The organism is Candidatus Hodgkinia cicadicola (assembly GCF_002774925.1).
Window position 1 is genome coordinate 17543 of record NZ_NXGO01000041.1, and the last position, 16514, is coordinate 34056.

Consider the following 16514-nt stretch of genomic DNA (forward strand, 5'->3'; position numbering starts at 1 on the left):
ACATAAATACATACAGAATACCATCTGATAAATATAAAACTATCAACGGAAAAACCAAACTAATAAAAGAATCTCTTTGTTGTTGTTTCTCATAACCATAAAGAAAATAAACATCAATATCTCGATGATTCCAAAACACTAATCGCTTCATTAATTACTAATCTTAAAACCAACATCCAAATCGTTACTACGTTGTAACCTGTGAATATTAACCACAATAACAACATAAATACCGATTAAAACATATTTACTACCAACGTTTGACCTGTTTAAACCCACCATATAAATCCTATCAAACATATACTAAAACATAAACCATTACTTAGTACTAATAAATCAAAATATATTACCGATGTAATCCACAAACGATAATCAACCGAACGTTGTACTAATAATTATAAACGAATCATCATTAACATATATATAAAATACTATACGTTGTGATTAATATTTTCATGATAACATCCGAAGATGTTTAAACATGTTAAATTAAACTGATAAATTTATTCATTAACAGATATAGAATTATTACCAAAATCCAACATCCATGTCCACGTTGTTGGAATAAGTCCATTAAATGTCATTTAATTCATTAACGGTTAATCCATGGTTGTATCAAGTCAAACATCCGACCAAACATTTGCTTAATCCAACCATTTATCGGCACCAACTAATACCAACTAATAAATCAATGATCAGAATTTTGGTTGTTGTAAAATGAATCGAACAGATCAATATGTTACACGAATAATATTAACTACCAACTCATTTGTACCATATTAAACAAGAACCAGATAGAAGCCACTGATTATTTCTTGTAACATCTAAACATAGTTCATGAATTATCGGACAATATCGATAGCATACACGTTGTTAAACAACATTGAACCATGTTTGTTAACCCGTTCCAACGTACCAAGTCTTCAGGAATCGAATTATTACCAATTATATGTGATTAGATTAACAAAAACTACAACTTAAACAACATCATGTCGATAGCATCCAGATTCCAGATCTCGAAGATTGAACTCCAACGCTGATAGGATATCAAACGTTGTAACGATTAAATGTGAGTAAAATCGGTAATATAATTGAAAGAAAACAACGTTGTAAGATAAGTTAAACTCAATTGATAAGGATTGGAATAATAACTGATGATATCATAGATACTTGTAACAACGTTTTAACAAATCCCCAATCAATTAACCAACAAATCTGTATGCTTAACGGAACGATTAACACATCATTTATACACCACAAACATCCGATGAACAGTGATCACAAACAAACTCGATGGAGTTTTTAAATCCAACACCAAGAACATAACAAAACCAGATGTAAAAACCACTAATGTTAAACGGAATAAATAAAACATAGAATTGATAGATGGAACCGAACATGAATTGTTTTAAGCTAATAACTAGAGATAAAACAGGTAGTACTCCATGTTGTAAAACAAAACGAAACAACTTTATACCAGGAACAATAAAAACATCCAACAACCATGTAATACCTATACTTATTGGAAATGGAATCATGAAGAAACTTACATACAAACAGAGGTTGGTCGTTGTGGTCAATAAAATAATTATGAATGTAATACTAAAATATTATCAGATTTGTAATAAGACTAGGCAGATACAACATGTTGAATATTATCAAACGTTTTATAAATTATCCAAGACATTAATACCTATTATCTTTGTTGCTGAAGATAAAATAAACAAATCCAGTACTAAACTTTTAAAGATTACATCTAAACTTATTGCAGTAAGTAATACAGACTTAATACCAAATTACATTAAAATTATGTCTTCTGACTTCTTTACCGGAAACAAAATAATGTTTAACAACCTTAACTATAGACATTTAACGACCACATCAAATATAACAATGATATCAACCATTAAATAATAATACTAAACATCCTCCTCATTTATCACAACACAGATGATAATAATGGCATTATAACTTGCCATGAATTAACTAACCGATCTCTGTTTCTTTCAAAGAATCAACAACATCGGTTTAATAACATTAAATCATTTAATTTCGGAACACATATACTCACTGAATTGAATATAAATTACCAACTACTAAGATATCCTTAATACCAGTACAAATATATAATATAAACAACGTCTACTAAATCCTGTACTATTCAACATACTTAATTATGAATCATCTCGTTGAAACATCTCCGAACTTAATAATCGACTACATGTTGTAATTGTAATAAGTTTTAATCAACCTTTTGTCATACAAACGTACAAAACATGTTGTTAACATGTAGGTTGTTACCTCAAACATTATACCAACCCAAACAATTAATTGTTGACATTATCTAATAAGTTCTAGTAATGAAGTAATTAATGTCACTATGTTGTGGATTTAACAACCGTTTGCATATAAATGAATATGAATATAAATCAAATTATTCCATACATTAAAATCATAACCATAACAGATAACATCAATTTCCAATAACTTGTTGTTTCTTATCACTTATATAATACGAATAACATATATTACGTTTAATCTAAAACGTCACTACCAATCTTCCGAACCAACAAGTACACAAGTTCGTATTGTTAAATTAACATCTAATTCGGAGGATGTTGTTAATGTTTTTTTTAATCTATTAATCTTATAACCATTTAATTAAATAGTTCATTTTAAACATCTCTACCTTCCCGTTCGATTACTATCCAATTAGTTCATAACAGACATGCCACATTTAATAACCATAACAAAATCTAGATCTTTATCTCACTTACAACATTTTGTTTAAATCGTTGAATAACAATACAAAAACCATATTAATAACAGGATATTAGAATATTAACCATCAGATATAGTTTTGTTTAATTTCAATAACCAACCATTATAAAATTATACCGCTAATAATGGTGGATTAAATCGGAAAGAATAAATCTATGTGTATTACCCATGATGTCTATCAAACCTGTTACCAACGTTCGATCGAATTAACATGGTTATCCGATATATTTATCAAAACAACCATCAATATATAACCAAAGATTTAATAAAATGTTACCGATAACATCTAATTTCTTATGAACATATTAACTGGTTAGGATGTTGTTAATGGAACTTATGTTAAAACCAACGTCCATGATGTTAGTGAGATGACGATGAAGCGAATGGAACAGGTATAACACAGATTAATTAGAAACAAAACTGTTAACATATTTGTTGTATGTCAAATGGATGTTAATTATTTAATCAAAAATACCAACATGGATGTTGTTAACATTATTAATAAATATAACTTTAATCATAAACAAATTAATCTAAGATGATATTACATCCGATCGATCCAACGAAATGATGAAGAAGTGATTATAATAACTCACAATATAAAAGTATAAACATGGTGTTTCAACGTTGTTATCACGTTGGGTATAATTAATTAAATAACAAAGAACTTATAACGTTGGTATGTTGTTATCAGGTATAACAATTTATATCGATATTATCAAATAGATGTTAAACAAATATGTCTACAATAATATATACAGAGATATTGAACCGAATTAATACCAGATGATAAATGGAGATGTAAATCAGTCAATTATTACCTTGTTTTTATGTGTTTATGGTTGATGATAATGATGAAAGGATTAAATAATTCAATTACACTTCAAAATCCGAGGTATACATCTTTGAGATATATTTATAACGATTATATATATTAAATTATCACTGGATTCGGATTAAAACAACAAAAACCAACCGATTAAATAAATGTGACACTATTAATTAACCACAACAATATACATTAAACTTTAATTTATAATTTTGTTGTCAATAATTAATCAGATCCAATATACCAACCATTTGTGTTGTTTAGTTAAACATTGAATCGGATATTGATTTATCAAATAACTTACAATCCGAATCAACATCATTCTTGTTTCGGTTGTTGCTGTTAATAACGTTTAGGTAACCGTAAACAGGGACGATATGGTGGGTGTTGTAAACGAACAAAGAAGTTATAAATCAGATAATTGAAACATCCAATGGATCAGAGAAATATCAAACACTACCATGTTTCAAAGTAATCTTAAATACAAATGTTTAGAGAATAAAACCACTTCATGTAAACTGTAACAATTACCAATGAATACAGATGATGGAAAACTACTTGAAGGTTGTTAAAATTGAAACATCGGACGTTGGTAACAACATCCACTTACATCAGAACATTAATAAACCACATCTTATTACGATATGTTACCATGAATAGAATTACATGAAATACCAACATTGGGTATCATTAACATTGGAAGATATAGATTTGTAATAAGAATATTAATCGACTTGTTGGTGTCTACAATGATATCTGGATTAATAAATTGTGGTAACAGTTGTGTCTAAATGTAGAAGAAGGGAACAGACACATGAAATAATCTCAATGATAAGTTGTAAAGTTTAAATCTCATCGGTTATAAATTTATATTTAATGTTAACAACACGATTCGGATCAAAAAATCTATTGGTGATATCGACGTAAACGTGATGGAATTTTATCAAAACAACCACATCATTTTAATTAATAAACAAATTATCTTAATAAAATAAAACGAACATGATGATTTTGTTGTGTTGTACAATTTTAACTTAAAGTAATTTATAACTATATATATATAAATATTGGATTAAAACTAATCTGAATTTAGTATACTTAACGACAGGTTTGTTGAACCATTAACTGAAACATGGGATAAACATTGTAATTACTAAGAAGTTTCATTGAGGACCGAACCTTTTAGGTCAGAGAAAGGAACATCTTCGTACCCGTTGTTTACGGTCGGAACTACCTGTTGTCGTTGAACAACGTGGTTATAATCTTTTAAAAGAACCAACACATATCCTACCTTCATCGGTTTTTAATCCATTACTTCAATTTCTAACATCATTGGTAACAAACAGTACCATTCTTTTAATTAAAAACATTTAGCCACCTAACATCATGTCAACTCGTTTGGTTTAATTAACCTAAACAAAAACGATTATATCGGAGATTATATCGGATGTTAACTTCAATTAGTACAACAGGTATAGGTTTCAATAATAGTATTAATATCAGTTAAAACCACTTGTTTCTTTGTAACAAATCCATTACCACCATGTTTGTTTTAATCGAATAAACAACTACCTGTTGTTACCATTTTGTTTAATGTGGTTCGTTAATACGAAAACAAACACGAACATGTTGTTATTATCCCGATTAATGAGTAAACTACTTACAACGTTTACATTAAATTCCGATCAAGCAAACAGATGTAATAAGTAGAGATAACCAGGAAAGAGGTAATAAGTTCATGATGGTAGATGTTCGATCTTGGATCGAATGATAAGATTTTATCGATGAAATGTAAACCATTGATGTCATGTTGTTTTCGATAACATTGAACAGATATGGGTTTTATTTGAGGATTTTGTTAGATAAACCAATGTTGACTTGGTATTGACCAGTCCAAACGTTTAAAAGATAGAAGTTACATCTTTGTTAGCCATTAGAAATAATCCATGAGTATACAGATAAATATAAATACCGATGTAGTTGGAAGAGAAGTATGGTAAGAGTAATTGGATCACACCAATGTTGTAATTGGTTTTTAAGAATAACAACAGGTAGTAATCAAGAAATGGATAAATATGATAAATATGTAATTGGTAAATTAAATGAACGGAACAAATACTTGTTACATTGGAGGCAACAAACGATGACTTAGACATGAGAAGATCAAGAGAAGTATCTAATCATGATGAGAAGAAAAAGGAAACGGTTATTAGTAAGAGTTAAACGAACTGAGATGATAAAATATATGTTGAAGTTAAGATAAACAAATGAGGTTATGGATTTGTATGATATAGATTGATATGAAATGTTGAGATTGTTGTGGTGTTTACTAAATTAAGATTGATATTAACGTAAAGATGATGGTGAATCAGAAGATGTAAACGTTTTATTGTTAAGAAGGTATTGATCTGGTTATATTGGTTATAATATCTCTGTTTTATATGTTGTTTTGTTTGTTTTTGATAAAATTAGTTAAATGTTGATAAAAACTCCGATGTTTGTTTATAACCCGATCAGTTATATGTTGTATGTTGGTAATAATTGGGATCGGTCTAAACTATTGAAGATGTTTTATGTTCAACGGATTAATCATTCTCACGATCTGTTTTCTTAAGTCATTAATAACATGTTTCTGGTAATCGATAGGATTTATATTCGTCACTGAACGTTGTTACTTTCCATGAAACCCAACAGCCTATCACTAATCAGGTATTAATCACTGTTTTGTTTACTCATACATGATAGTGTTAGGATGATTCTTATGGACACTAAGAGAATTATCAGATCGAACAGAACTGTGTTATCCATTGATTTAAAACCTGTTATCAGTATGAACGTTGGAACAGATTATCTAAATCATTTATGAAACATTGGTATCTTCGGATCAGTTACAACCTTGTGATCAGGTTGTTAGTTATACATCGAAATAATGGTGTTTGGTACCAACATCGTTGTTAAGATTTTGTTATAACCTCAATGACCATCCTAACATCGGTACTCTAATGTCATCTGGAACCACTCATATATTTCTTCGTTTTATTAAATAAACAGTTGAAGGTATAACCAAAATCAAATAGGTTACATATGACCATTTGGCTTGATGTAAACATGGAACATTGATGTTAATGCCATTAACCAAGTACATGTTGTTACTATTTCATCGGTCCATTTCAACATGCCAATAACAACACGGAGATTACCCGTTGCCAACACAACGTTGATGTTTAAATGTTATCGGTCATTATTGCCAATGTGATTGTAAACCCATATCATTTGATCGATAATAGAAGTGGTTGTTGTAATTAAATTTATTTATATCATCGGATGTTTCAATCAAAGTAGTATTAATCCACTAGATCATTACCGATCATTAACATTGACTTTGTTTGATGATCAGTTTGGTTAACCATTTAGAAACATTTAGTATCCGAACAAATGGCTCCGAACCAACATCCCATCGTTTGATTACAACAAAATGTACTTACTATCGGGAACATATTTATGTCATTAACATCAATAATTATTAATAAACTTAGATTAATCGAAGATGTTTACACATCGGTTCCTTTATTGACTCCGTGTTCACTGCCATCTTCTTCATACTCCTCATAGTCTTCGTCGTCATCATCGACTTCCTCATCAGAGTTCTCATAATATTCTCGTTCATCTTCTTGTTCACAAACAGCATCGAAAGATTCTAATGAAACAAACATGTGAAAGACCAACCATCTATAATCTGCCAACAACCACAACATGCTCGATATTGGACTTAACATAAATTGATATTTTGTTATTAACTTATCTTGTTACCTTGTTCGGATCCTACATAATATCTTTCTTTGTAATATTCAAACACAGATCCGAATTCAACATCTTATTACAACAACCAGACCATGAATTTGTTAACCATACTTATAAATATACCATTATAGACCGATCGTTATTACTCAACCATTTATGTGGTTAACACATCGGTGATACATGATAACTTCTTATGACAAACAGGCATGTTTGTTTTGATGTTGCCGTTGAACCTTGATCTTAATCTCCATTGTTATCCGGATGTAGATCTCAATTGATTACCATAAAATGGTCACCTCATGTTGTTAATCTTCGGTATTAACATCGAAATACGTATGATAACAGGTAGGTATAGGATAATATTTAGTAACATAAATTATATCTTAGATTGGAACATGGTTGAAACCAACATATGAGTTAACAACAGATAAATAAGATTTCATGCAAACAGCTATGCTCCCTTGATGTTACTGATGGTACTGATTTGGTAATTACATGTTAAATCGATCAACATTTTATCAACAATTTAATCGATTACATCACATGTTTAACATACATTCCATGACGTCAACATGTTCATGGTCTTCGATTTATCAAAGATATCTTTTATATAAAATTTATAATACTACACTTAAAAATAAACATAGAAACAATTGGAACGTTTCATTCGGATACCAACCAACCACCATCAAAACTTAGACATTATCCTATCTCACAACGTTGTTGTCAATCGAACCATGTGTTCACTCGATATCATGTTGTTAATAAAACCATTAAACATACTATAAACAATTCATGTTATGATGTGTTGGTAGATGTTCTTGGTATCTAACTACCAGGTTGTTGTAATAATTTCATCTTCTTATGCTTACTTGTTGTTAAACCCGTACCAATCAATGGTAACTTACCTAATATCATCCTATCCTTTATATCGGTTACAATGTAGTCAATACCAGATAATATGGCTTTAATAATAATCTTTATGGTACCTTGAAATGAAATTGCTGACAGTATTGAATTTCCATCTATGCAACCCTGGGTAACACCAATTATTTTTCTTCTTCCAACTGCCAACCTACCACATAGTATACTTACATATTTGTTGATCCTGGCAAAATCCTGTCAATCGTGATCACTGCCAATACCCAAGGTTGAATCACCTGGATCGGATATGTTTATAATGTTCATCATTTGTCTCAAAACCATCTCAATGTGTTTACTGTTTACGTTTACTCCTTGGACGTTGTAAATCTCTTGAATAATTTCAATAAAATAATTATATAAACCGTTATAACCATATGCATCAGCATAATTCGATAGATCAGTCTCTCCGGACATTACAACCGTACCTCGTTTCATCATCTTGTTGTTATTGGTAAACGGTCCAACGTTTACACCAGAAAATATCAATGGCCATTCATCCAACCTCATCGGATCAATAATAAATATACCATTACCATTGCCATCTGTACCATATCTTGGAATACTATCGGTATTACATATAACAGAATTGTTGTCTTCGGCTATACTGTTATCTAATAACTTCGATAATCTTTCGAAACCTTCGGTCAATGTTATCCTGTTGATAGGTTTATAACCAGATACAACCTCAAAAAGTACACCGAACGCATTAACATTTAATCCTGGTTTAACTATGAAATTGATTTTATCCCAAACAGATGAACAACACAATTTTATCCGTTTGCCAACGTTCAGGCAAATAAGTGGAATTTTGTTAGCTAATAGTTTTGTTTTAATATTTCTTCCAATTAAATTTCGGTTGTTATTAGATCTATTTAAGTTTAAGCCATATTTCAAACATTCAAATGTTATGATGCCATTTGTTAAAACCAAGATGGTGTTTGATTCGACACAATTAAAACATAAAACTTCACCAACGTTAACACAATCGTTATTATGAACTAATAAACGAGAACCTCGGGATAGTTTATAACTTCGGATTTTGTTAGTGTTTTGTATGATCGATAAAATACATTTAGAAGTAGTTACAATTATATCGAGATCGGTTGAACAAACACATGAAAGGTATTCGATTTTAATAATACCTGAGAACGGTGATGTTAAACACTTTTCAAGATCTTGTGTTTGTTTCTTGTGATCGGCTTCGGTTAATCCATGAAAGGTTCTTAACGTTAACTGAGTTCCAGGTTCACCGATTGATTGAGCTGCCAAAACACCAACAGAATCACCACGTTGAACTATATCTCCACTACTTAATTCTATCCCATAACAAAGTTTACAAACACCGGATGTTGCTTGGCATGTCAACGGAGATCTGATTCATAATTGATTACCACAACAAGTTAATATCTTACTTACATTCGTAACAGAAATTAATTCATTCTTTCTTGCTATTACCATCCTATTCGAAAGTATATCTCTTAGTAAAAACCTACCAATCAATCTGTTTTTAATAAAATCCAGATCAATAACAGGATTAACACATAAACCATCCTTGGTATGGCAATCCATCTCATCTATCACTCATTCCCTCGTTGTTTCAACAAGTTTTCTCGTAAGATAACCAGAACTTGCCGTCTTCAATGCGGTATCCATTAATCCTCTTCTAGATGAATATGTACAACAGAAAAGTTGAATTAAACTTAAACCTTCATTATATGAGTTCAAAATTGGTAACTTACTTTGTTGTTCATTGAAATCAACGACATATCCCTTCGAACCAAGTAATTGTTGTACTTGAGACACCGTTCCTCGTGCACCTGAATTAACAATCATCTGTATTGCCGTTTGATTTAAACTGTTACTATATGTTTCTAAATTTATATTGTTATATACATCGGTCAACATCTTATGTCATATCTTTGAAAACGTTGGAAGTTTTATTTTATCGAGTTTATCAGATCAGGATTTGTTTATAACCGATCGTACATGATTTAGAAGTTCCTTTTTATAACTTGAAGTATCGAATTCAGACCTTGACAATGACAGACCGGATCGTGTTACATATTTAAATCCTATTTTCATCAAACGTTCACAAAATACTACCATTTGTTGTCGTCCACATTTTTCGTTAACCATTATAATGACATCATGAATAAATTGTTTGGTTAATTCCGGATCATCTCACTCATAAATAAAATTACAACTACTTGGTACTAGTTCCGATATCAACAAACGACCTGGTGTTGTAAAGATGGTAACTCGTATGTTGTTCTTAATCGTAGTGAATTTTACTTTAGTATGTAAACTAATTTTTCCATGCACAAGTGCTTTGGTTACTTCAACATACGATGAAAGATGTATATCGCTGTGTTCCGATGATGTTAAGGACATGTAATACAGACCAAGGATCATGTCTTGGGATGGCAGGATGCATGGATCACCATGGGCCGGATGGAACACATTGTTTCCAGCCATTAACAACGTTGTGGCTTCAATTCTGGCTTTTAGACTGAGTGGAACATGTACTGCCATTTGATCACCATCGAAGTCAGCATTGAAACCAGAACATACCAATGGATGTAATCTTATAACCTTTTCATTGGTTAACTTCACTCAAAAAGCTCTCATGCTTAACTTATGCAACGTTGGAGCTCGATTTAACAACACTGGACAATATTTAATTATCTCTTCTAGAATTTTGTACACCATCTGTCGATCACAATCCAATAAATATCTTGTGTTCCCTTGTCCTCTAATTCCATGTTCCAACATTAGTTTAGAATGAATGAATGGTTTGAACAATTCAGCTGCCATTGATCTCGGTATTGCACATTCGTTTATTGATAAATCCGGTCCTGGTACTATCACACTCCTACCTGAATAATCTACCCTCTTACCTAGAACGTTGTGTCTGAACCGACCGCTCTTACCTTTCAACATTTCAACCAATGACTTCAATGCTCCATTGTTGTAACCCACTGGTTCATCTAAACTTCGAGAATTATCTATCAAACTATCAACACTTTGTTGTAACCGTTCTATACTCATAACATACTCATTGAAACCAACCATCCCATGTTTTATTCTTTCAATGTTACCAATAACAACGTTGTTAGCATCGATAACACCTTTGTATAGCTCGTTTAAATCGGAACTTGCTTTTGTATTATCATCTAAAACCACAGATGGTCTTAATTCAGCAGGTAAAACAGGTAAGACGTTTATCACCATTAGATTCAATGACATTTTGTTGTTAATAACTCAATCCACTATCTCAATCTTGTCGTTTACATCGTTCAATATTTCTATCGATTTAACATTACGTTTACTGTCGATTAAGGATCGTTTGAGTTCTTTTAACTGAATCATCCCGAAAAGTTTTGAGGCTAATAAAGATCAGACTGATAAAGGTATCCAACACCCAAATCCAATGAACTCACTGCTCTATAATACCATATTAACTTAATAACCATTTCAATTCTTTAATACCTTATTGGACGAATAATTAATAAAATAAAAGATGATAGTATGCATAAATAAAAGTAATAAACTCATTGCAACTGTTAGAAAGAATGAGGTACAACCGTCTTTCCTGAATCTACTTGAATTACAAGTTCAGAAGGTAGCTGAAGTGTGGGACATCCGAGAATAAGATGTGCAGATATGTTTTGGGAACAGGCAATGCAGCCTGCATTATAAAGTAGAGAAGCAGAAGAACTTATTCTATGCAGACACTGCAATTATTATAAGATCAGTTGCACCAGTGGCGATTTAACGCATGGGCGAACCCGGCGGCCGCCGGGGGCCTCAGTCTCTAAGGGGGCCTCAAAATATTGAAAACAACAATCACGCCATTCAAGAATTATATTAAGTTTTTTTACCAAAGATATCAGTTTCACTGCTTCATTTTAATGATTTCAAATATCGGAGTCATGTTAATCGTTATCCAATAAAGTATTATCGTATTGGGCAATGCGTTAACCTGCGGCTCGCTCTGAAATACTATATCAAAGGCTTGCCGAAACCATACACTCATTTCTTAAACTATGACCCTAATTTCTGTAAGCACCCGCACTAATAACATTCGTACACATTCAATTGAATTGTTATCGTTCCCCACTCCCTTGTTACTCGATCGGTACATATACAAAAACAGCAACTGAAATTCTTGGAAATTGATTCAATTCCCAACCTATTAGTTCCAAGAATTTCAGTTGCTGTTTTTGTATACATACCGATCGAGTAACAAGGGAGTGGGGAACGATAACAATGCGTTTGACTTACCGATGTTATGTTTATGCTACACAATATCCGACAGTATTCATTTGTCTTTCAAAGTGATCGTGTCAGTGAGAGTCTATTAGCCTAAGTTTTCTAATTTAACACTCTTCCCAGTTAACGTATCAATTACTATCATTTATAATGAGGCGTTTTGAAAGTGGTTGTGCTAAGCGTAAGAAAGTCAAAGAACGAGAAGAAAATATTAAGAGAATTCCGAAACTAATTAATTATTTCAATTATACTGTCAACAAAAAGGATAATACTGCATATGATAATGTACCGGTAAATCACATTCCTGGCCCCTCAACTTCGAGTTCAGAGAAAAACGATTTACAGAAACAAGCGGAAGCAACAAACCGTGTGCTAGAACGTAAAGATTTGATAACGTACAGTGAAGAAGATATTCAAGATCAGGTGACAGACTGTGCTTCAGGAAACTATGTAAGTACCATTATTTCAGAAAACAGTCACTATACAACATCAGACCCCGGTCTTTGGCCACATACTGATGACATCTTACGGGATTATTGGGTAGAAAAGGGACCTTCCGCTTGTCAAAATAAAGAAAATAATTTTGATAAATCAGCCCGTGTATATAAAACTGGGGATAATATGGAAGAAAGATGCCTTACTCAAGCAATGTTCTCGCGACAATTGCCAAACAAAGAAATCGTACAAAGAGAATGGCTCATTTATTCACCTGCGAAGGGAAAAGTTTATTGTTTTGCGTGTAAATTATTTTCTCACTCCAAATTTCCATTTAGCGGAGATGGATTTAATGACTGGAAACATGCTCTGAAAGCTGCATCAGAACATGAAAATAGTCAAGAACATAGAAACTGCATGGTAGCTTATTGAAGTCGCTCAAAAACACTCGGGCGAATAGATACGCAGTTGGTCGCCCAATTCAATAATGAGCGACAATACTGGAAAGAGGTGTTGAAAAGAGTTACTGCGGTAATTAAATTCTTAGCATCGAGAGGACTCCCTTTAAGAGGTTCTGACCAAAGAATTGGTTCAGTAAAAAATGGAAATTATTTGGGTATTTTGGAACTTATAAGTCAGTTTGACCCATTCTTACACGAACACATAAAGAAATATGGCAATGCAGGGAAAGGGATTCCATCATACTTGTCAGCCACCATTTGTGAAGAGTTCGTAGAAATAATGGGGACTAAAGTTCTTTCAGTAATCATCTCGGAAATTCAAAAAGCAAAATACTATGCTATTTCTGTAGATTCCACTCCGGATGTGACTCATATTGATCAACTTACTTTTATAGTAAGATATGTGATAGACGCTGTTCCAAAAGAGCGATTTTTGCAGTTTATTCCTATTCATGGTCATAATGCAGAACATCTTACTGAGGTTGTGACACACTTCTTAGAAACCAATAACATAGATATCCTGAATTGTAGGGGTCAGTCTTATGACAACGCAGCAAACATGTCAGGGCGATGTTCAGGATTACAAGCAAAGATAAAAGAACTAAACAAGTATGCTGAGTATGTACCATGTGCTGGACACTCACTTAACTTAGTAGGGGTACATGCTGTCAAGTGTGTTTCAACTGTGACAATTTACTTTGATGTGGTACAAAATCTTTACACCTTCTTTTCATCGTCAACACACCGCTGGGAGATACTCCGTTCACATTTAGGACCTCATCATAAAGTGGTGAAACAACTTTCAGACACTAGATGGTCTGCGCAAGCGGACGCAATAAATGCTTTATGTGAGGGATATAATGAAATCAGATTAAGTCTTCAGTCTATAAGAAATGATGTGACAAATCAGTCGTTAGAGACACGTCTTATGGCTCAAGGATTAGAGAAAAAACTTGATAAACTTGAAACAGTTTTTCTAACAATACTGTGGAATGAAATCCTCAGTAGATTTAACGCAGTAAGTAAACTACTGCAAAGTGAAAAAGTGAATTTGTCTGTAGCAGTTAAGATGCTGAAGTCATTAATTGTCTTTATTAGGGAGAAGAGAGATGGTTTTGACGATTATGAGTCCAAATCAAAAGCGAAATCAGTTGTGAAAGAATATCATGATACACAAAGGCGTCAAACAAAACGTAGCTCCATTCTTGCATTTGCAGATGGTGGATGTAGTAATGAGGAACTTCTGGGAAGAGAAAAGTTCAGAGTAGAGACATTCCTACCCATAATAGACACCCTGGTTTCTAGCCTAGAACTCCGAAGTAAAGCATACATAGACATTTTTGAGAGGTTTGGTTTTTTGGAAAGTCTGCATGTGTTAGAGAGTTCAGAAATTTCAAAATATTGCGAAAACCTTGCAAATTTTTATAGTGGAGACTTTATTACTGCAGAGCTAATATCTGAATGTCACCATTTTGCTGCATATCTAAAAGTAAATATAAAATATTTCCAAGAATATGCTGGAGATGATAATGAAAAAAATATTAATATTCATAACTTGTACAGTTACATGAATAATGAGAATATTTTATCAGCATTCCCCAATATGGAAATTGCTATGAGAATTTTTCTCACTTTATTTGTGACCAATGCATCTGGAGAACGTTCATTTTCGAAGTTGAAGCTAATAAAAGATGAGTTACGAAATTGCATGGCACAACCACGCTTAAATAATTTAAGTTTGATGAGTATTGAACATGACATTTTGGCAGAAATTGATTTTGAAGACACAATTCACGATTTTGCCTCCTCGAAGTGCAGAAAAGTTCTTCTCTAAAGAAGTAAAGACTAATAATAATTAATAAGGGAAGAGTGGAGTGTTAATAACTGTGTAATTATGTGTAAACTTCGTTCGTTCAATCGTCCCTGCTTTAACATCAAATAGGTGAGTTTATTATTATTGTTTTTATTATTATTATTTTTACATTCGCCTGGGGCCTCTACCTTTCTTGATTCGGCCCTGCGAATAAGAAAAGTTTAAATCTGCTGATGATCTAAAGGAGTGATAGTTATTTGCAGACTGACAGGGTTATAAAATAATTCTGAAAGAATTGTTGCTTTTACAACACCATCCTTTATCAAGTGACTACTCAAATCTGCCAGTTTTTCACAGAAACTGAAGTTTGATGATCAGATCCATCATGACCTAGTGATGCTCCAAACATTTTAAGGATTCTCCTAGCCTTAAAAAACTGGACGGCCTCATTGATTGACATGATTAATGTTAAATTTACTTTAGGATACTTCCAAACATAATACAGTTTACAATAAACAAACAAAATTGTATGCCTATCTAATTTTTTCCAGAACTGTATACACATAATTTGATCTAGATAGAAGATTTATTAAACAATAATACTATTTGATGCAAATAATTAAAATATCAGTATGGAGAACCATACATGACTTCCATGTTTTAAGATTTATATTTAAAATCATTTTAGAAATGTAATATTTCCACAGAAACTACTTCTATCTTCAGCCTCAACCACAAAATTGTGGTCACTAACATATACCACTTCACGTTTGCGCACTCGATTTTCACTGATGATGGCAGTCGATGGCACTTCCGAAACGTCTGGTTTTGCAGAAAACATTGGACCACAGCCAAACAGCCCAGGAAGGAATTTTATCAACAAACTACTTCTTTGTTGCCGATAACATAGTACACATAAAAAATTATCCCCTCCCCTTCACCTATCATTTTCATTTATAGAAATTATCCCCTCCCCTTCAACTTCCCCTACCCCTTTTCGTTTATAGATATTTCATCTACCTTTCTACAGTGGATTACTATGACCTTCTTTTCAGGATACTTTATTTATCAAAATTAAGTATTTTACTCTTGTTAAAACATAAAACGTTGCAAGTAAACTGCCCCTTCTCCTTAACCGATCTTCACCAAAATCAACAGACCTTGAGTCCTCTACAATGCAGGTATATATGCAAAAAAT

Annotated in this window: 7 protein-coding genes; 4 read left to right on the top strand and 3 right to left on the bottom strand. The window is 32.3% G+C overall.

Translation table 4 applies throughout. The features are described from left to right. Window positions 1-1398 precede the first annotated feature (1398 nt). The 3 genes from MAGTDC_RS02245 (at window position 1399) to MAGTDC_RS04665 (ending at window position 6524) form a co-directional block, all read left to right on the top strand. Window positions 1399-1914 carry a hypothetical protein gene (locus tag MAGTDC_RS02245; RefSeq protein ID WP_192572894.1) on the top strand — a complete coding sequence of 172 codons (516 nt, stop codon included), beginning with the start codon at window positions 1399-1401 and terminating at the stop codon, window positions 1912-1914. 2076 nt (window positions 1915-3990) lie between these two features. After that, window positions 3991-4134, top strand: coding sequence for a hypothetical protein (locus MAGTDC_RS04660; protein WP_192572893.1), 144 nt, complete (start codon window positions 3991-3993; stop codon window positions 4132-4134). A 2228-nt stretch (window positions 4135-6362) separates the two neighbouring features. Continuing rightward, on the top strand, window positions 6363-6524 hold the full coding sequence (locus tag MAGTDC_RS04665) for a hypothetical protein (protein WP_278046842.1): 162 nt from the start codon (window positions 6363-6365) through the stop codon (window positions 6522-6524). A gap of 51 nt (window positions 6525-6575) precedes the next feature. Here the strand turns inward: MAGTDC_RS04665 and MAGTDC_RS02250 are convergent, their stop codons facing one another. The 3 genes from MAGTDC_RS02250 to MAGTDC_RS02260 form a co-directional block, all read right to left on the bottom strand. Beyond that, complete coding sequence (locus MAGTDC_RS02250) at window positions 6576-6755, bottom strand: hypothetical protein (protein ID WP_146656534.1); 180 nt, start codon at window positions 6753-6755, stop codon at window positions 6576-6578. A 406-nt stretch (window positions 6756-7161) separates the two neighbouring features. Continuing rightward, window positions 7162-7386, bottom strand: a complete 225-nt coding sequence (locus tag MAGTDC_RS02255) for a hypothetical protein (RefSeq protein ID WP_192572891.1) — start codon at window positions 7384-7386, stop codon at window positions 7162-7164. A gap of 853 nt (window positions 7387-8239) precedes the next feature. Continuing rightward, a complete protein-coding gene (locus tag MAGTDC_RS02260) occupies window positions 8240-11704 on the bottom strand; it encodes a DNA-directed RNA polymerase subunit beta' (protein WP_146656869.1) in 3465 nt (1154 codons plus the stop codon). Between the two features lie 151 nt (window positions 11705-11855). Between MAGTDC_RS02260 and MAGTDC_RS05560 the strand changes: the two genes are divergently transcribed. Next, entirely contained in the window at window positions 11856-11987 is a 132-nt protein-coding gene (locus MAGTDC_RS05560; protein WP_278046932.1) for a hypothetical protein, read from the top strand. Window positions 11988-16514 lie beyond the last annotated feature (4527 nt).